18 protein-coding genes are annotated in these 19,769 nt (G+C 34.1%); 13 read left to right on the plus strand and 5 right to left on the minus strand.

The window, feature by feature from the left end:
* Positions 1 to 52 precede the first annotated feature (52 nt).
* The 5 genes from QYS47_RS04795 (at position 53) to QYS47_RS04815 (ending at position 4,427) form a co-directional block, all read left to right on the plus strand.
* Positions 53 to 1,222, plus strand: a complete 1,170-nt coding sequence (locus QYS47_RS04795) for a hypothetical protein (protein WP_322347902.1) — start codon at positions 53 to 55, stop codon at positions 1,220 to 1,222.
* Between the two features lie 114 nt (positions 1,223 to 1,336).
* Positions 1,337 to 2,269 carry a phosphoribosylaminoimidazolesuccinocarboxamide synthase gene (locus QYS47_RS04800; RefSeq protein WP_322347903.1) on the plus strand — a complete coding sequence of 311 codons (933 nt, stop codon included), beginning with the start codon at positions 1,337 to 1,339 and terminating at the stop codon, positions 2,267 to 2,269.
* Between the two features lie 51 nt (positions 2,270 to 2,320).
* On the plus strand, positions 2,321 to 2,704 hold the full coding sequence (locus QYS47_RS04805; protein WP_308357525.1) for an STAS domain-containing protein: 384 nt from the start codon (positions 2,321 to 2,323) through the stop codon (positions 2,702 to 2,704).
* Between the two features lie 5 nt (positions 2,705 to 2,709).
* Entirely contained in the window at positions 2,710 to 3,624 is a 915-nt protein-coding gene (locus QYS47_RS04810) for a ribonuclease Z (RefSeq protein WP_322347904.1), read from the plus strand.
* Between the two features lie 2 nt (positions 3,625 to 3,626).
* Positions 3,627 to 4,427 (plus strand): queuosine precursor transporter, encoded by an 801-nt coding sequence (locus QYS47_RS04815; RefSeq protein ID WP_322347905.1) that lies wholly within the window; start codon positions 3,627 to 3,629, stop codon positions 4,425 to 4,427.
* Positions 4,428 to 4,441: 14 nt separating this feature from the next.
* Here the strand turns inward: QYS47_RS04815 and QYS47_RS04820 are convergent, their stop codons facing one another.
* Complete coding sequence (locus QYS47_RS04820; protein ID WP_322347906.1) at positions 4,442 to 5,554, minus strand: glycosyl hydrolase 53 family protein; 1,113 nt, start codon at positions 5,552 to 5,554, stop codon at positions 4,442 to 4,444.
* A 141-nt stretch (positions 5,555 to 5,695) separates the two neighbouring features.
* Here QYS47_RS04820 and QYS47_RS04825 point away from each other — a divergent pair, with 141 nt between their 5' ends.
* From QYS47_RS04825 to ruvC, 3 genes are all read left to right on the plus strand, one after another.
* Positions 5,696 to 7,060, plus strand: coding sequence for an amidohydrolase family protein (locus QYS47_RS04825; protein WP_322347907.1), 1,365 nt, complete (start codon positions 5,696 to 5,698; stop codon positions 7,058 to 7,060).
* Positions 7,061 to 7,159: 99 nt separating this feature from the next.
* Positions 7,160 to 9,970: a DNA polymerase I gene (polA, locus tag QYS47_RS04830; protein WP_322347908.1), complete on the plus strand. Its 2,811-nt coding sequence runs from the start codon at positions 7,160 to 7,162 to the stop codon at positions 9,968 to 9,970.
* A gap of 46 nt (positions 9,971 to 10,016) precedes the next feature.
* On the plus strand, positions 10,017 to 10,565 hold the full coding sequence (ruvC, locus tag QYS47_RS04835) for a crossover junction endodeoxyribonuclease RuvC (protein WP_322347909.1): 549 nt from the start codon (positions 10,017 to 10,019) through the stop codon (positions 10,563 to 10,565).
* A 4-nt stretch (positions 10,566 to 10,569) separates the two neighbouring features.
* Here ruvC and QYS47_RS04840 read toward each other — a convergent pair whose 3' ends face one another.
* The 4 genes from QYS47_RS04840 to QYS47_RS04855 all read right to left on the minus strand — a co-directional run bounded on the left by QYS47_RS04840 (position 10,570) and on the right by QYS47_RS04855 (position 15,580).
* Positions 10,570 to 11,688, minus strand: a complete 1,119-nt coding sequence (locus tag QYS47_RS04840; protein ID WP_322347910.1) for an AI-2E family transporter — start codon at positions 11,686 to 11,688, stop codon at positions 10,570 to 10,572.
* An 11-nt stretch (positions 11,689 to 11,699) separates the two neighbouring features.
* The gene (locus QYS47_RS04845) at positions 11,700 to 12,701 is read right to left on the minus strand and encodes a glycoside hydrolase family 113 (protein ID WP_308357518.1); all 1,002 of its coding nucleotides are present in this window, start codon (positions 12,699 to 12,701) and stop codon (positions 11,700 to 11,702) included.
* 28 nt (positions 12,702 to 12,729) lie between these two features.
* Positions 12,730 to 14,415, minus strand: a complete 1,686-nt coding sequence (locus QYS47_RS04850) for a hypothetical protein (RefSeq protein ID WP_322347911.1) — start codon at positions 14,413 to 14,415, stop codon at positions 12,730 to 12,732.
* Between the two features lie 124 nt (positions 14,416 to 14,539).
* Positions 14,540 to 15,580 carry an AI-2E family transporter gene (locus QYS47_RS04855; RefSeq protein WP_308357516.1) on the minus strand — a complete coding sequence of 347 codons (1,041 nt, stop codon included), beginning with the start codon at positions 15,578 to 15,580 and terminating at the stop codon, positions 14,540 to 14,542.
* A 197-nt stretch (positions 15,581 to 15,777) separates the two neighbouring features.
* Between QYS47_RS04855 and QYS47_RS04860 the strand changes: the two genes are divergently transcribed.
* The 5 genes from QYS47_RS04860 (at position 15,778) to QYS47_RS04880 (ending at position 19,565) form a co-directional block, all read left to right on the plus strand.
* Entirely contained in the window at positions 15,778 to 16,671 is an 894-nt protein-coding gene (locus QYS47_RS04860; RefSeq protein WP_322347912.1) for an aldo/keto reductase, read from the plus strand.
* 170 nt (positions 16,672 to 16,841) lie between these two features.
* Entirely contained in the window at positions 16,842 to 18,215 is a 1,374-nt protein-coding gene (gene mnmE, locus QYS47_RS04865; protein WP_322347913.1) for a tRNA uridine-5-carboxymethylaminomethyl(34) synthesis GTPase MnmE, read from the plus strand.
* Positions 18,216 to 18,234: 19 nt separating this feature from the next.
* Entirely contained in the window at positions 18,235 to 18,666 is a 432-nt protein-coding gene (locus QYS47_RS04870) for a nucleotidyltransferase substrate binding protein (protein ID WP_322347914.1), read from the plus strand.
* Between the two features lie 6 nt (positions 18,667 to 18,672).
* On the plus strand, positions 18,673 to 18,996 hold the full coding sequence (locus QYS47_RS04875) for a nucleotidyltransferase domain-containing protein (RefSeq protein ID WP_322347915.1): 324 nt from the start codon (positions 18,673 to 18,675) through the stop codon (positions 18,994 to 18,996).
* A gap of 38 nt (positions 18,997 to 19,034) precedes the next feature.
* Positions 19,035 to 19,565 (plus strand): DUF6933 domain-containing protein, encoded by a 531-nt coding sequence (locus QYS47_RS04880; RefSeq protein WP_322347916.1) that lies wholly within the window; start codon positions 19,035 to 19,037, stop codon positions 19,563 to 19,565.
* Positions 19,566 to 19,769: the final 204 nt, after the last annotated feature.

The raw sequence follows: 19,769 nt of genomic DNA on the forward strand, positions 1-19,769 counted from the left end.
TTGAATAATCATACCGAAAGCTTAATTTCATTGAATACTATCAACCTAAGTTATGAAACTTTTTATTTTAATTTCGATCCTTTCAGTAATCGTATTTACTGTTTCTGCACAAAGTAAAATTGTAATTGATGATAGATCTTCAATAATCAATGAACAAGTTGAAAATTTATTAGAAGAAAAATTTCAGGATAAGAATTTAGAACTGACTTCATCTGTAGATTTCAAAACGAAATGTGATTATTATTTTGCTACTATTTCCCAAAATAATAGGGGATTCGTGATTAAAGTTGAAGATTGTGAAAATACTATTTTAGGGTCATTGTTTGCTGGTTCGCATCTAAATGAAGCGGGTGATCAAGAAAAGGCCGTTATTTTATTCTATAATATTTCGGATATAATTGAAAATCCTAGCTATTCTGATTCTTATTCTAAAACATATAATGAAACAGCAGAAGCAGTTCATCCAGATTCAATTGAATCTGAGCATGATTCCAGGTATTTCTTTGCTCCATCAGCTTTGCCTTTAAAGAAAAGAGAATTGTATTATAATTCCATATATTTTCTAGTGCATGATATTCAGTATGGGGTAACTGATAGATTAACTATCGGTATGGGAACCACTATTATTGGACTCCCAATTTACTTCACGGGTAAATTAAGCATACCTATTAATGAAAATTCTCATTTGGCCGTTGGAGATTTATTAATGTTGGGAACCTATGGTACAGAGTTTTTCGGGAACTTAGCATTTGCTACTTACACATATGGAAACAGAAACAGCAATATTTCTATAGGTGGAGGTTATTTATATTTTGATCCGGGTGAGTTTACTCAAACTACATCCTCTGCGGTAGCTAATATTTCTGGAATTGCAAAAGCAGGAAAATACTTTTACTTCCTTACAGAAAATTATATCACCAATTTCAATGATACTGAAGATGCCTATAGAGAAACGCCACTGCCTGATGGTTCCTTTAATTTTGAAAATGCCGAATTTACCATGAAAAGAAGTGTATGGTACGGGTTATCGGGTATCCGTTTTGTTCGAAAAGGTAATGAGCTTGTGAGTTGGCAATTTGGAATCACACACATATTAATGGTGAATTCATCAATTCCGGCTCCTTATAATGGAAATGGCTGGCAGACTTATACGGATGATCAAAGGGCTAGAATGATTGCTTTTCCTACTTTATCCTTCACTAGGAAATTTAAATTACGATGATTTTAGCAAAGAACCATTGAAAACAAAAATTATCTATCATTTATAAATGATGTAAATTATATCTTCCGCTATAATTAGTTTCACTTCTTAAATACTTACGCTATTTTTGCCCCAATGGAAGCAATAAAAGAAACAAACTTTCAGCTGCCTAATCAGCAAAAATTCTATAAAGGCAAAGTGAGAGATGTATATACTACTCCTTCTCAGCTGATTATGGTTGCGACAGATCGATTGTCTGCATTTGATGTCGTGATGCCAAGAGCTATTCCTTTTAAAGGTCAGGTTTTAAACCAAATAGCAGCTAAATTTCTAAAAGCCACTGAAGACATTGTGCCCAATTGGTTAATTTCCAATCCCGATCCTAATGTAAGTATAGGCTTCAATTGCGAAACCTATCCTGTGGAAATGGTGATTAGAGGCTATTTGGCAGGTCATGCGTGGAGAGAATACCGCGATGGGAAAAGATCAATTTGTGGGGTGTCACTTCCAGAGGGATTGAAAGAGAATGATAAACTGCCTAAGCCCATCATTACCCCTACTACAAAGGCGCATGAGGGCCATGACGAAGATATTTCTAGAGAAGAAATATTAAATCAAGGCTTAGTTTCTAAGGAAGAATATGAAAAGCTAGAATCTTATACCCAACAGTTATTCCAAAGAGGAACTGAAATTGCAGCTCAAAATGGTTTGATTTTAGTGGATACTAAATATGAATTTGGAAAAGTAAATGATAAAATTTACTTGATAGATGAAATTCATACCCCCGATTCATCAAGATACTTTTATGCTGATGTATATGATGAAAATCAAAAAAAAGGAGTAAAACAAAAGCAGTTATCGAAAGAATTTGTTCGTGAATGGCTTATTGAAAATGGGTTTCAGGGTAAGGAAGGACAACAGATTCCTGAGATGACGGATGAAAAGATAGAAGAGATTTCAAATAGATACATCGAACTCTATGAAAAAGTAACAGGAGAGAAATTCCAACCTAGAGACTATCAGGACGTATTAAAAACCATTGAACAAAATATCTTAAAAAGTATTTAATAAAATAGCTTTCGAATAGAAAGTAAAATTAATAGCAAATAACATATACACATGAAATATTCAATTGATAAAGAAGAGAAGTATTCATTAATAAAAATAAAAGAAGAGAAATTAGATTCATCTGTTTCTTCAAATTTAAAATCAGATTTAGTTACCATGCAGGCTGAGGGAGTAGAAAATATGGTAATCGATATGTCTGAGGTTAAATATATAGATTCATCAGGTTTAAGTGCTTTATTAGTAGGAAATAGAGTAATTGGTGAAAATGGTGGCGCTTTTATAATTGCAGCACCTACTGAGCACACAGAAAAATTAATCAAAATTTCTCAGCTTGATAAAGTATTTGATATACTTCCAACAGTACATGAAGCAGTAGAATCTGTTTTTATGCATGAGCTAGAAAAAGGTTTAGGCGAAGAAGGATCAGCTGAGTAAAACCTTTGTCATTTGAAGTTCACATATTAGGATCAAATTCTGCTGCACCAGCACATGGAAGACATCATACTTCACAGGTGCTTCGCATTCAGGATTTACAGATCATGATTGATTGTGGCGAAGCCACTCAATTACAAATGAAAAAATATGGCTTAAAGAAAAATCGTTTAAGCCATATTTTTATAAGTCATTTACATGGCGATCATTTTTTAGGACTGATAGGTTTACTTTCTACTATGCATTTAAATGGTAGAAAAACCGATTTGTATCTATACGGTCCTGTTGGTCTTTCTGAGATTATCCAATTGCACTTAAAGTATGCCAATACTCGGTTGAGTTATAAAATACATTTTAAAGAATTACAGGGAGAGGAATCTGAATTGATTCTTGATCATCCCAAAATCTCAGTTTATACTATTCCACTTCAACATAGAATTCCTTGCACAGGTTTTTTAATAAAAGAGAAGCCAAAACCCAAGAAGCTTATAAAAGACAGGATTTCTGAACTAAGTGTTCAGCATATTAATACATTGAAGAAAGGAAATGATGTGGTGGATGACACAGGAAAAGTCATCTATAAGAATACTGATTATACACTCCCAGCCAAGAAATCTAGAAGTTATGCGTATTGCTCTGATACCAAATATAACGAAGATATTATTCCTTTAGTAGATTCGGTAGACCTATTATATCATGAGGGTACTTTCTTACATGAGAATTTGGAAAGGGCAGAAGCTACCTATCATACCACCGCAAAACAAGCTGCAATTTTTGCTCAAAAAGCGAAAGTTGGCAAATTATTAATTGGTCATTTTTCTAATCGCTATAAGGATTTAAGCCCTATTCTGGAAGAAGCGAAAACAGAATTTGATAATACTGCTTTAGCAGAAGAAGGCAAAGTTTTTACTATAGAAGAATAAAAATGAAAGCAGGAAATACTACTGACTTAAATAGGAAAAAAAGAAATCTGTTTATAGTGCTTAGTGGTATTTTTCTTACTAATGCTTTATTAGCAGAAATTCTAGGAGTAAAAATATTTTCCGCAGAAGCTACCTTAGGATTTGAACCTGCCCAAATTAAACTTTTCGGTGATTTCGTATTAGATTTTAACTTAACTGCTGGGGTCATCATTTGGCCTATAGTATTTGTTACCACCGATATAATTAATGAATATTTTGGAAAAAAAGGAGTACGTAGGATCAGTTTTTTAACTGCTTTGTTTATTCTTTATTCGTTTTTCGTGATTTATGCTGTTACCAAATTAGCACCTGCGGAATTTTGGTTGAATGTGAATACCCCTGATCCCGATGGGAACGATTTTGATATCAATTATGCTTATTCTGTAATTTTCCGACAAGGCTTAGGAATTATCATAGGGTCCTTAACCGCCTTTTTAATTGGTCAGTTTTTAGATGTTTTAGTATTTCAGCATTTAAGAAAATATACTGGAAGCGGTAAAATATGGTTAAGAGCAACGGGTTCTACTTTAGTAAGTCAGCTGATTGATAGCTTTGTAGTGCTTTGGATAGCCTTCTATCTATTTGGAAATTGGAGCATGACTCAAGTGCTATCAGTAGGAGTGATTAATTACATTTATAAAGGAGGTTTAGCCATCCTACTTACTCCACTTCTCTATGTAGCCCATTACTTTATAGATCAATATTTAGGGAAAGAAAATTCAGAACTGGTTACTGAAGAGGCGGCAGGCCAGGGATTCTTTTAATTTATAAAAATCTGTTACAGTACTACATAGCTAATATCTCCTGCCAAAGTTTGTAATTCTGCTTCTTCATCTAATAATCCTGTGTCTCGCCATATCTTTCCCAAATCCTTAATGGATTCATCAAAAGTTTCCCAGAGTGCATCATAATCACGATGAGCCCACCAGATAATAAATTCATAATCTTGCTCTTCAGCATTAAGCAATAAAGATTCAAGATAAATTTTTTGAGAGCATTCATTTCCATCAATGGCAAGATTCAGTCCTGAAACTTCTAAGTCTTCTGCTATCATAGTGGTTTCTACAAATGCAATGGTTTTATTGGTGTTTTCGTGTAGGAAATCAAAAGCTAACTGAAAATCTTCTGATGTTTTCAGTCCCATAAAAAATGGATAAAAACTAATGGCAGTAAAGTCATAATCCGAAATGTAGTTTTGTATCTCATCAATAAATGCATCAGGATTTTCTACTTCGGGAGCGTACCAGTTATGTAAAGTTATAGACTCAGAAAGAGGCAAATCAGGATGATTTTGCGCTATCTGACTTTTTACATTTTGCATTAAACGTTTAAATTCTGGCCATTTACTAGGAGTGTTGATTAGTAATTCATTCGATTCTATGGAAATTATTAAATAATCGGGTTCCAGTTGATCAATAAGGTAATTTAAATGAGCTACATATGCGTTTACAATAGCTGGGTCATCTAATTGTTGATATTCTGGAATGTTTCCTTGGTAATCCTCAATGATGTTGGTTCTATTACTATTTAAAACACTAACGGATAATAATAAATCAAGACCATTTATACGTTTTTGTTTTCTAGAAGTGACATCGTTCAAAAAGCCTTCTGGAAGAGGCTCGTTTTTGATCCACGAATCCCATGGTATTTTATTGTCTAGATGTTCTGCATAAATTGATGCATTCTTAGATATAAAACTATATGTATTTTCTACACTCTCAGAAGTGGCATCATAGGGCCAGGTAGTAAAACCCATACCAAAATTACGTTCATTTAAATTGGAAAGTCTTTCTTCACTTTCACATATAGACTCATCTAATTCAGGATCTACTGATTCACAAGCTGAACAAAAAATAATATAGAAGAATAAGATTAAATTGCATGCTTTCATAAAGTGAATATACAAAAATCAAGTCAATATTGTATTTAAAGGCATTTTTGAAAATGACCTCTATGTATTCATTAGGGATAAGAATTCATGTTTTCTAAAAGCTGACTTATCATTTATGATTATATTTAAAGAAAAATCATCATGAAGCACATTCTTAATTTTTTCTTTACATCCTTGATTGGAATTATATTATTCTCTTGTTCAAATCAAGAGTCCACCAAAGTTGACCTTTTATTAAATAATGCATCTATAATTGATGTTAAAAATGATAAAATAATTGAAAGTCAGTTTGTAGCGATTAAAGGAGATACTATTTTTTCAGTCGGAGAGATGTCTGAACTTCCTGCCTTCGAAGCTAAGGCATCTATTGATCTTGAAGGGAAATATATAATGCCGGGTTTATGGGATAATCATGTTCATTTTAGAGGAGGTGAAGAATTGATTGAAGAGAATAAAAATTTGCTAAAGCTTTTTCCAAAATTTGGTATTACTACAGTTCGAGATGCAGGAGGAGATATCACTCCTTCGGTTTTAGAATGGAGGAAAACAATTCAAAACAAAAAATTGACTGGTCCACATATTTTCACTTCTGGACCTAAATTAGATGGGCCTAATCCAGCTTGGGCAGGTTCAATAAAAATAGAAAATCAAGAAGATATTGAGGATGCTTTAGATTCATTACAAGAAATTGGAGCTGATTATGTCAAGATGTACGATGGTAGTTTAACAGCTGAAAATTTTTATGCTATCATTAAATCGGCAGAAAAAAGAGGCATGAAAACTACCGGGCATATGCCCATGTCTGCTGATTTGAATAGAGCTATTGATTTGGGTTTAGACGGAAGCGAACATATGTATTACAGCATGAAAGCATGTTCTCCTAAAGCTGATAGTTTAACGGAATTAGGCCTAGGGTATGGCATGATGGAAACGATTACGGATACTTATGATCAGGAATTGGCACAAAGCTTTTTCAAAAAAATGGCTTCTAATGATGTTTACATCACTCCAACACTCTATATCGGAAAAGTGCTTTCTATGCTTGCAGATGAAGATCATAGTTCAGACTCCTTATTGTCTGACGTAGGTCCAGGTATTCAAGAAACTTATAAAGGGAGAATTGAATCTGCAAAAAGAGCAAAAGCATCGGGTAGTCAAATGAGATCAAAAGTATCTGATTTGGCTCGTGAAATGGTGCCTGCTATGGTTGATAATGGCGTTTCTATCTTAGCAGGGTCTGATTGTGGTCCTTTTAATTCATTTGTTTATCCTGGGGAGGCTTTATGGGGGGAGTTATTTAGCTTAAGCGCTACAGGTTTAACACCATCAGAAGTTTTAAGCACTTCTATAATTAATGGTCCTGCATATTTAGGATTGAGCGAATTTTATGGAAGCATTGAAAAGAATAAAGTTGCGGATATTATTGTTTTGAGTAAAAATCCACTTAAGGGCTTAGAAAATATACGATCATTAGAAAGTGTAGTATTGAAAGGGAAACAATTGTAAAAAATAATCCATTTCAATTAGGATTTATGCCCTTGGCATTCCTTTTCGCTTAACATTTTTCTAACTTTAAAATCCTTTAAGATTTAGATACTAATTCATATGGCTAACACACCTGATACTGATAAAAAATTATTTCTACTTGATGCAATGGCTCTAATCTATAGAGCTCATTTTGCTTTTAGTAAAACACCCCGAATCAATTCAAAAGGGATGAATACTGGGGCAGCATTAGGCTTTACAAATACCCTTTTAGAAATATTAAAGAAAGAAAAACCTACACATATTGGAGTGGCTTTTGATACTTCTGCCCCAACATTTCGTCATGAGGAATTTCCAGAATATAAAGCACAACGAGAAGAGCAACCCGAAGATATAAGAGTTGCAATCCCTTATGTGAAAAAGATAGTGGAGGCTTTTAATATCCCAGTTTTGATTAAAGATGGATTTGAGGCAGATGATATTATCGGAACCATTGCGAAGCAAGCAGGTGAAGACGGTTTCAAAGTTTATATGATGACTCCCGATAAAGATTATGCTCAATTGGTAACTGATAATGTTTTTCTATATAAACCTGCTTTCATGGGCAATGGAGTTGATGTATTAGGAATTGAAGAAGTAAAAAAGAAATTTGATATCGATAGAGTTGAGCAAGTAATCGATATACTCGGTCTTCAAGGTGATGCAGTTGATAATATTCCAGGTATTCCGGGAGTAGGAGCAAAAACTGCTATCAAATTCTTAAAGCAGTATGGATCTGTGGAAGGTCTTTTAGAACATACGGAAGAATTAAAAGGGAAAATGAAAGAAAAAGTGGAGGCTAATAAGGAACAGGCCTTACTTTCAAAGAAACTAGCTACCATCAAAATTGATGTGCCTCTCGCCTATGAACCAGATAAATTGGTTCTGGATGAACCAAATGAAGAGGCCTTGAAAGAGCTTTTTGAAGAGCTAGAATTTAGAACCTTAATGAAAAGAGTGTTAGGGGAAGAACCTGCAAACACGGGAAAATCTTCTTCTAAAGCTGATCCTGCTCAAATTTCTATGTTTACTGATACTCCAGAAGAAGCAGCTGAAAGTGATCAGGAGCCGGAGGAAAGAAGAACATTAGCTAATACAAAACATCAGTATCACCTAATTAATACAAAAGAGTTAAGAGAAGAGTTAATTACTTATTTATCAATTCAAGATGAGTTTTGTTTTGATACTGAAACTACAAGTTTAGAACCTACTGATGCTGAATTGGTAGGACTCGCATTTGCCTATGTAGCGGGAGAAGCCTATTATGTTCCCTTCCCAGAAGATCAAAAAGAAGCTCAAAAAATAGCGAATGAATTCAAAGAAGTTCTCGAGAATCAAGATATTGTTAAAATAGGGCAAAATTTGAAGTACGACATTCAGGTAATGCGAAATTATGGTGTTAAAGTTCAAGGTAAAATGTTTGATACCATGTTGGCGCATTACTTAATTGATCCTGAAACTCGTCATAATATGGATGTTATGGCAGAGAATTATTTGAACTATACTCCAGTTTCTATTACTGAGTTGATCGGTAAAAAAGGAGCTAAACAAGGAAATATGCGTGATGTTCCGGTTGAAGATGTAGTGGAATATGCGGGTGAAGATGCTGACATTACATTACAACTCAAGCACGTATTAGAAAAAGAAATTAAGGAAAACAATTTAGAGAAACTGCTACATGAGGTTGAAGAACCATTGTCATATGTGTTGGCAGAGATGGAATATGAAGGCGTGAAAATTGATAAGGAAGCACTTTCTAAAATGTCAAAAGAACTAGAAACAGCTGCGCTTGAAGCTCAAGAAAAGATATATGAAATAGCGGGACAGGAGTTTAATATTGCCTCTCCTAAGCAATTAGGAGAAGTACTATTCGATAAGATGAAATTGGTTGAAAAGCCAAAAAAAACCAAAACAGGTCAATACGCTACAGGAGAAGAAATTCTCTCAAAGTTAGCGCAAGAGCATGAAATAGCTGCTAAAATTTTAGAGTTTAGAGAATATCAAAAATTGAAATCTACCTATGTGGATGCGCTTCCGAAACTGATCAGCAAGAAAGATGGAAGAGTTCATACCGATTATCGACAAGCGGTTGCGGCTACTGGAAGACTAAGTTCAAATAATCCAAACCTTCAAAATATTCCAATTCGCACCGAAAAGGGAAGGCTAATTAGAAAAGCCTTTGTACCACGCGATGAGAATTACCAATTAATGGCGGCTGATTATTCTCAAATTGAGTTAAGAATAATGGCGGCATTTTCACAAGATGAAGCCATGATGGAAGCCTTCAAAAATGGTAGAGATATTCACGCAACTACCGCGGCTAAAGTTTTTGGTGTTGAGTTAGATGAAGTAGATCCTGGAATGAGAAGAAAAGCCAAAGAGGTGAACTTTGGAATTATCTATGGAATTTCTGCTTTTGGCTTAGCACAAAATTTAAATATTTCCAGATCAGAAGCTTCTGATATTATTAAAGCTTATTTTAAAGAATTCCCTAAAGTCCATGAGTATATGGAAAAGGTGAAAGAAGACGCCAGAGAGCATGAATATGTAACCACTATTTTAGGTAGAAAGCGATGGTTACGTGATATCAATTCTCGAAATCAGACGGTTCGTGGTTATGCAGAACGAAATGCTATAAATGCTCCAATTCAAGGTAGCGCTGCTGATATGATCAAGATTGCAATGATCAACATTCAAAAGTGGCTGGAAAAAGAAAATCTAAAATCTAAAATGATTATGCAGGTGCATGATGAATTGATTTTTGATGCCCATAAGGATGAAATCGAAAAGCTGCAGGAAAAAGTAGTAGATCTTATGAAAAATGCCATGGATTTAGAAGTTCCAATGGAGATTGGCGTTGGCGTAGCTGATAATTGGAGTGAAGCGCATTAAATAAGTTTACAAGATTATATGTTTTCAGGTTGGCAAGAAATGGTGAATGAAGAAAGATAAAATCATATTGGGACTCGATCCTGGTACTTCGGTTATGGGTTATGGGGTGATTCAAATCACCGGTAACAAAATGGCTATGCTGCAATATGGAGTGATCCATTTATCTAAATATGCCAATCATGAGATTAAACTTCGAAAGATTTTTGACCGGGTAACTAGTTTAATTGAGGACTATGCGCCAGATGAGGTTGCTCTTGAAGCTCCTTTCTATGGGAAAAATATTCAGTCCATGTTGAAGTTAGGAAGAGCACAAGGGGTGGCAATGGCCGCTGCCTTACGCTTAGATTTGCCTATTTCAGAATATGCTCCCAAAAAAGTAAAACAATCGGTTACCGGAAATGGAAATGCTTCTAAAGAGCAAGTAGCTGAAATGCTCAAAACTTTATTAGGTATTAAAGAAATTCCTAAGCTACTAGATGCAACGGATGCTCTTGGTGTTGCAGTTTGCCACCATTTCCAAGAAGGGAGAACTACTACAGGTTCCAAAAGCTGGAAGGCCTTTATCAATGATAATCCTAACAGAGTAAAAAAGTAAAAGCTTAGTTAGAAGAAGCCTTTTTACTAACTAAATCCTTTAACTTTTTAAAGAGTCCCTTTCCATCAGCTTCACCATCCTGAAAATTAGAATTGCCAATTAATAAGGCTATTGGCTTTAATGAATCATATTCTTCGCAAATCACTTTTAGCATTGCAGCAAAGGGAAGAAATAAAACCATTCCAGCAACTCCCCAAATAGAAGCACCTACTATTAAACTTAATATAGCTGCAAAAGCATTAACATTGACGCTGTTTCCAACTACTTTAGGACTTAAAAAATTGCTTTCTATCAATTGAATAAACCAAAATAGAATAGCTACTGCTAAAGGCACCCATAATTGGTCGTGTGACATAAAAGCATAGAGAACTGGAATAGTAGCTCCTAATGTTGTTCCGATATATGGGATGATCGATAGTGAAGCAGCTAAGAAACCAAACAGAAAAGGGCTGTCGATTCCAATAATCCATAAGCCAATACTATTGGCAAAGCCTAAAATTAAAATCAATACCAACATACCCGATAGATACTTTTGCCCTACTTGTTGAATCCCTTTCAACATTTTGAAGAAATCCGCCTTTTTTCCCTCAGGTGAAAACTTCATAAATGCTCTGATAAACCCTTTATTATAGATCAGAAATAAAAACATGTAAATAATGGTAGTAATTAAACCAGTTAGAAAATTAGCAGTGCCATTAAACGTACCACCTAATAAACTACCTGCAGAACTTTTAAGCCACGATTTTAAATCATTCAGCAATTGATCTTTATTAAGATCTTTAAAAAAACTTGTATTTTCATTTATATATACAATGAGGTCAGTGTAAAGCTTTGATAGCTTTTGACCAAAATTGCTGATTTCATCAGAAAGTGAAATGATTTCTGTTGAGAAAAAAGTAATGCCTCCGCCTATAATGAGGATTAACAACAAAATAGATAGAAAAGCAGCCAAAATATTTCCTAGTCCCCAGTGGGTAAATTTTTTATGTAGCGGGTAAAGAATGAAGGCTAATAGCAATGCGATCCCTAAAGGGATTAAAATAGATTTTGCTACTACTAAAAACCAAATTAGTATGGCAATAAATGCAAGAGTGAAAAATGATTTCTGAAATGAAACTTTCATAGATCTAGAGTTTAAAAATAATGTTTATATTCTTCTTTAATAAGTTCTAGTGCAGGCTTATCTTGAGGGGTATAGGCTTTTATAGTCCTTCTATGTTTCCCATTTCGATTTAAATGCCACTTCCAAATAAAGCCACCTGACCACCATTTTTCTTCTTTTAGAGATTCGAAAAGTGCTTCAAAGGCTAAGCTTTGATTTGGATAATTCACTTGAAGCGTATCTTTAGATAGCTTCCAGTGTCCCATGGTATTGTACTCTACACTTTCATATCCAAATTCAGTAAAAAGTATAGGTTTATCATACTTTAGATGAATTTTCTTCATCTCTTTTTTAGGAGTTTTCCAGGCATTTAGTAATTCAATTTTAGAGGGAGATTTTTCATCGCTAAGAGGGAAGTAAGCATCTATTCCAATATAATCTAGCTGGTTCCAAAACTGAATTTTATCATATTCATCCCAATTAGCCGCGTAGGTTAATTTACCCTGGTATTGTAATTTAAGACTATCGATTAAGCTTGTCCAAAAGTTATTGTGATTTAAGCTAGAGTTTCTAATCTCTGTTCCTATGCACAATATTTCTACATCAAGCGAGTCAGCAATTTGAGCATAAGTGAATAAGTATCGCTTATAATCATCATGAAATTTGAGCCATAAACTATCCGTTTCAAAGTTTAGGTCACCTGCCCATCCTTGACCTCCTACCCAGAGGTGAGGTTTGAGCATAATTTTTAAACCTTGTGATTTTGCCATTTTTATGGTTTCAATCACACCTTCTGGTTTTTCTCCCCACCACTGCCGAGGATGATCAAAAATAATTTCAGCAGTTTCGGCATTGCAGAATGCGTAAGGCACTATTGCCACCCAATCTGCGCCTATGTTTTTAATGCTCGTTAGTGAATCAATAGGGAAGGGTTTGGAAGGTGCTACTAGATTGAAGCCGTTAATTCTATTATGCTTAGCGGGTTCTGAAATTTTATTAAAAAATGAGTGGGCTGATAATAAAAGGATTATCATAATTAAGAATCCTAGCGAAATCTTAAGCTTATTCACTTTCTACCTCCTTTCCGAAACCTATCTTTTCCCACAAGCTATCTCTTTGATTATGTTGTTCTAATTTTTCAATTCGTGCAGGCTTCTCCAATCCTATCGTTGATTGGAAACCAGAAATCAGGCTGTTAGACCAATAACTGAACATGGATTTTCTGGTGTCTCTATTAAATTTAATTTTTCCTATTCGAAATTTACCGTTTTTTCTTGGGTTATCTTGTGCTAATGCCACGTTTGCTAACCAGCTAAGCGCTTTATCACCTTTTTCTTCCTCATTTAGAATTTTATAGAAGCGAATATTTAAATCTGAATATCTCAACTCCATCTCTCCGCTTACTGCTTTATTTCCGCCTGAATAATTGAAGTATAAATCATCAAGTCGTCCAGTGGTAATGGCTACTGGATATGAAACGGTAAGATATTGATTTATAGCTTTCAAATTCATTGGTTCTAATTTTCCTGATACCTCAAAATAGCCATAATTGGAATTAAGGTCATATTTAATTGTTGACTTAAGTTTACCTTCATTATATAATTGACCATTAGCATTTATATGCAGGAAATGGCCGTGTTTCAGCAGGCTGTCAGCATGATTTGTAATATTATTAATCGCTAGATTAATATTCGAGATATAGACCTTAGCTAGTTCATTTTTACCATTAGGGATTTCATGATAATGCAGGTCAAAATTTTCAATATTGCATTTCCTGACGTCAATTATTGTACTACTATTTTTCAATAAGTTCACTAATACCGGAATATACCTACTTTCGGGTAATGGATAGTTTTTATCCTTTGTAACCTTTAATTTAATGTCTTTAGAATACATATTTTCAATCGCTATTAAGCTATCACCTGCCCAATTTACATTAGTTAATCGAACGCTATCCAGATAGATGTCGATATGGTTTGACTGTTCTATCATTATTTTAGCAAACTTTTTTGGAGTATAAATGGGGCGATATCTTACAGATCGAAGAGTTATATTTTGATGAATGACATCTAGAGAAATATTTTCTACATCTAAGCGATGAATTTTATCTTTTAAATGGTAAGTGAGCTTCTTAAATTCTATTTCAATCTTTTCTGCTATATCTTTAAAAGAAGTAAGTGTTTTACTTTTTTGAAAGTATAAGTGGGAGGCTTTCAAATCATAATGAGAAGACACACTTCCATGTTTCTTTCCTTTTCTATCGTAGAATAAAATTTCTCCATCTTTTATATTAAAATTACTTAATTCTAATTCAAACCTACCATCAAAAGACGGTCGCGAGGCTTTGCTGTTCTTTAATTTTTCAAAATCGATAGGGAGGAGGAGCCTAGCTTTTTCAATGTCCAATGATTCAAATTTAAAATATCCCTGGTTAAAAGTTTCCCAATACTTATTCCATGTAAAATAAATGGAAGGGATTTCTAATTTGGCAATGGTATCATTTTCATTCGTCCTTAAAAATACCTTAACCTTTTCTAAGGTGAATTTTTTCTTTAGAACCTGAAATCGAATATTTTGTACTTCAAAACTGATGGAATCCTCAAAATAATGATTTAATTCACTTTGAATTGAGTTCACAACAAAAGCCTTCACTTTCAATTCTTTAAATAGCTGCCAACCGATAAAAACAGAAGCCAACAAGCTTGTAAAGATGATGAGGGTTCTTTTATGAAGTGTCTTCTTGGACATGTATGGTTTCAGGCTAATCGTTTAGTTTAAAATACAAAAAATATTTGATCCTTAGATTAACCAGATCCTAATCTTTCTGAATAAGGACAGATAATTTAATTGTTGCTTGAGCTTTTTTAAGTAGTTAGGACATCAGTTTTGCAAACTTTTTACCACTTGGAAACTCATTTAAAATTGTTTTAAGCAATACAGTCAATGGAATCGATAAAATTAAACCAGGAACGCCCCATATGAAGCCCCAGAACATCAGCATGATTAATACTATAATGATATTAATGGAGAATGATTTCCCCATGAAAATAGGCTCTAAAACAGCTCCAAATAAAACTTGAGCTCCTGTAAATAGTATGGCTGCCAATAATAGGGTACCAGGATTATCTATCTCTATAAAGGCAAAAAGCATCACTAATACAGTTGAGATTACTGAACCAACCATTTGTACAAAATTGATCACAAAGGCTAATAAACCCCAAAATAATGGGAAGCTTATTCCTAATGACCAGGCAATTATTCCAAAAGCTATTCCAGTTAATAAACTCACAAAGATTTTTACTTTTAAAAAGTCTGAAACACTTCTTTCTACTTTCATAAATGTTTTTACCGATTGAGTGCCACCAGAGAATAATGTACTTTGAAGAATATCTTTAAAGTTTAAGGACCCCGCCAATAAAAGCATTAAAAAGAAAAGCGTCATTAAAATATTGACAACAGTGCTTTGGATGAAAGAAATGGTAATGGTGAAATTATCTAAAATTAAACTCTCTATTCGGTCACTCTTCATTAGACTTTTTAAAGTGCTTCCTCCGTTTTGCTGGTCAAGGCCAAGTGTTTCTGCAAAAGGGGTTACCACCTGTTCAACTTTATGATCCAGTTTTCTGAAAATTTCAGATTTACCATCTTGAATCTGTTTACCAGACATTTGAACGATCTTAATCGTTGAAAAGCCAGTGAATGTTAAAATCAAAACTACCGTTCCTAACGCTATTATTTGAGGCACTTTACGTTTCTTCATCCACCGCATCATAGGTGTAAACAATAGTGCAATAAAAATGGCGAACATTAAAGGAATGAAAATAAAAGAAAGCAACTGAAGGCTGTAAAATATTACAGGGATAACTAATACTAATAGTAACTTATTGGTGGTAGATTGATCGTTTAATTTCATTTTGTAATTAGTGACTTTAAAAGTAATAAGGTTGCAAAATAAAATGATACACAAAGTTTAAGGTTTGCCTTGTGCTCATGGTGATTTAAAAATTGCTTTTGTATTGCATAAAGCTATGTGCAAGCTAACGAAGAACTTTTATTTTGGATATGTGATCCTAAAATAAATACGTAAATTTTAGTCAAAATCTTTTTATCATGAGACAAACAAGCTTGCTTAAAGACAATATCGAATTCTCTCCCTATTTAGTTGGGGTTATGCGCTTAGGGAAATGGGGAGTAAATTTTTCAACAAAGGAATGGATTTCTTTCATTGAAGAATCCTTATCGCTGGGTTTGGTAGATTATGATCACGCTGATATTTATGGAGACTATACCACAGAGAAAGATTTTGGGAAAGCTTTAAAAGAAAAGCCACATCTGCGCGATAAAATGCAAATCACTTCCAAATGTGGTATTAAAATGATAGCAGAAAATCGACCTCAGCATAAGATTAAGTCTTATGATAGCAGTGAAAAGCATATCATTACATCCGTTGAAAACTCATTAAGGAATCTTCATACTGATTATTTAGATGTTTTACTTCTCCATAGACCTGACTTCTTGATGAATCCCAACGAAATTGCAGAAACATTTGAAAAGCTCCAAGATGATGGTAAAGTGAAGCACTTTGGTGTTTCGAATTTTACCTCTTCCCAATTTGAGATGATTCATGATGTTTTTCCTCTTGTCACTCATCAGATAGAAGCTTCTCTATCTCATCTCAAGCCTTTTGAAGATGGTACACTAGATCAACTATTAATGAAAAACATAGTACCTACAGCATGGTCTCCTTTGGGTGGTGGAGTAGACAGCCAAAGGTTAAATCAAGAGCTACAGAACACGCTCAATAGTCTTTCTGAAAAATATGAACTCAATTTAGCTCAATTGATGTTACTTTTTCTAAAGAAACATCCTTCAGGTATAATTCCTGTTTTGGGAACTTCAAAACCAGAAAGATTAAAAGAAGCCATGGATCTTAATGCCTTAGAGTTAGAAAAAGAAGATTGGTATGCTTTATACAGCGCTTCAAAAGGAGAAGAGGTGCCATGATGCAAAGCCTCTTTATATGTAGAGAAAGCGGTTAGGTTTCGTCAAATAAAATAGTATTAAAATAATGTTTTGATGCCAAAATTAAGGTAAAGCTAAAGGGTTTAGGTAAATGTTCAGCTATAAAACACATATCCGTTTTATAATCGCCAATAATTAGTGAAATTTGCAAAATGTTAGATCAATATAAGGATACAATCATTGCATTATCTACTGCCCCTGGAGTTGGAGCTATAGCAGTAATTCGTTTATCTGGGGACGATGCCATTAAAATCGTGAATAATGTTTTTAAGGGTAAGAATCTCCTAAGCGAGAAAAGTCATACAGCCCATTTCGGGACTATACGTAATGATGATAATGAAATTATTGATGAAGTGGTAGCAACCCTATTCGTGGCACCTAATTCATTCACTAAAGAAAATGTAGTGGAAATCTCTTGTCATGGCTCTCCTTATATTGTTCAGCGATTAATCAAATTATTTTTGACCAAAGGTGTGCGTTTAGCGAAGGCAGGGGAATTTACACAGCGTGCCTTTTTAAATGGCCAATTTGATTTAGCGCAAGCGGAGGCAGTTGCTGATTTAATTAATGCCGATACGGAGGCTTCCCACAAAGCAGCCATGAATCAAATGCGTGGTGGATTTTCGGAGCAAATCAAAAACCTCAGAGCCGAGCTGATTCATTTTGCTAGTATGATCGAATTAGAACTTGATTTCGGAGAAGAAGATGTGGAGTTCGCTGATAGGGATGATCTCAAAAAATTAGTCAATCAATTATTAAGTGTGATTACAGCCTTAGTCAGCAGTTTTGATTTAGGTAATGTAATCAAAAATGGAGTGCCTACAGTAATTGCCGGTAAACCCAATGCTGGTAAGTCTACTTTACTGAATGCCTTATTAAATGAGGAAAAAGCAATAGTTTCAGACATAGCTGGAACTACTCGTGATTTCATTGAAGATGAAATTAATCTGGAAGGCGTAGTTTTTAGATTTATTGATACTGCTGGTCTAAGAGATACCGAGGATAAAGTAGAAGCGATTGGTGTTTCTCGAACTAAAGAAAAGATGAAGCAGGCTTCGCTCATCATTTATATGTTTGATCTTAAAAATGATACGCTAACCGAAGTAAATCGAGATATTAACATGCTCGAAAATTTGGGTATCCCATTTATTAAAGTAGGCAATAAGGTGGATGAAGCACAGAAATATTTGTATGCCGAAATGCAAAAGGATGAAAAGACTTTATTTATTTCCGCAATCAACAAAGATGGACTAGAAGCTTTGAAAACTAAACTAGTAGAGACTGTTAATCTCGATAATTTCAAGACAGGAGATACTGTAGTAACCAATATTCGTCATTATGATAATTTAGTACAAACCCAAAACAGCTTAAATGCAGTCTTAAGAGGTCTAGATGATAATATTACGGGTGACTTCCTAGCCTTAGACATCCGTCATGCGCTTAGGTTTTTAGGTGAGATAACTGGAGAAATTACCACGGATGATTTGCTGGCGAATATTTTCAGTAAGTTTTGTATCGGGAAGTAGGAGTTCCTTATATTTGGTTATGGAAAACCAAGACATACGTTGGATTCAGCGCTTTTCAAATTTCAATAAAGCCTTTTCGCAGTTGGAAAAAGCGGTAAAACTTAGTAATGAACGTGAACTTTCAGATTTAGAGGAACAGGGTTTGATTCAATCCTTTGAATACACACACGAATTAGCCTGGAAAACACTAAAAGATTTTATTCAGGATAAGGGCAACACAAAAATTTATGGTTCAAAAGACGCCACACGAGAAGCTTTTCAGCTAGAATTAATTAAAGACGGGGAAGGATGGATGGAAATGATTAAAAGTAGGAATGAAACTTCACATACTTATAATGATGATACTGCGGAAGCTATAGCTTCAAATATTAAAGTAAAATATTTTCGTCTATTCAAAGATTTTAAAGTGAAAATGGAAGAATTGGAATCCAGAAATCAAACCAACATATAATATTAAATGGCTTTCGGTTTGGGAAATAGCACTATTAAAAAAATTGAGGGTTGTCTCAACAATAATCCTAAAATTGAAAAAGCTGTCCTTTACGGGAGTAGAGCAAAAGGTAACTACCGGGATGGATCCGATATTGATTTAGTGTTAATTGGAGAGGAATTACAATTTGAAGATTTAGCGCTCTTGGAAAATGAGATTGATGATATGCTACTCCCTTATAAGTTTGATATTTCTATTTACCATCAAATTAATAACTCTGATTTAATAGAACATATAAAAAGAGTAGGAAAAACATTTTTTAAACGACCAGAATCAAAAAAATCATCCTAGAATAGGGAATTTAGAGTGGAACTTCAGATTTAACATTTATGCCTATTCATTTATATCAATCAAAGAAAGTCCAAAGCTACCTTGGCGACATGATTTATGATATAAATGAGCCTTTAAAAGAGCAAATTGATCCACTTTTAATTTGGTATGTAGATGTATATTTTATCAAGCGTAAACGCTATTTGATAATTGCTAATCCTCTAACGAAATTTACATTTTTTATCTTCCGGTACTCAAAAAAATCTCATCCTGATTTTCTGGTAGCATTTAAAGAAAATTTAGCTCATAGTCTTCAATCGATTGATATTGATCCTGAAAAATACTTGAATAAATGTGATAAGATTTACCCAATTACTGAGACTAATAGGTCTGCTTCTGCTCATTTGAGCCGTATAAAAGAAGATTATGGGGGGATGATTTCAACTTGCTGGCATGATGTTTACCCTCCTGACGATGAGTTATTTTATAATCAACTTATCTGCGAAAACATTACCACTTACGGTAGAAAAGAATATGATTTTCCAAAAAGAAGATTTTATCAAGAGCTTATTTTAAGAAGATGGGATTAGCACAACTCACACCTAAAAAACTAATCAAGCATTATTTGGCCACATGTAGTAATTTAAAAGTAAGTTCGTGTTAAAATAATATAATAAAATATGCGGTTTACTAAAGGTAATCAATTTGGGAAATGCTCAAATAAAGGTGGAACTAAAGGAAAAGAGGGTTATAAAGTTTGTAACTAATTATGCTACATAACCAGCAGAATATTA

Source organism: Marivirga arenosa, from assembly GCF_030503875.2.
GTDB classification, from domain to species: Bacteria; Bacteroidota; Bacteroidia; order Cytophagales; family Cyclobacteriaceae; genus Marivirga; species Marivirga arenosa.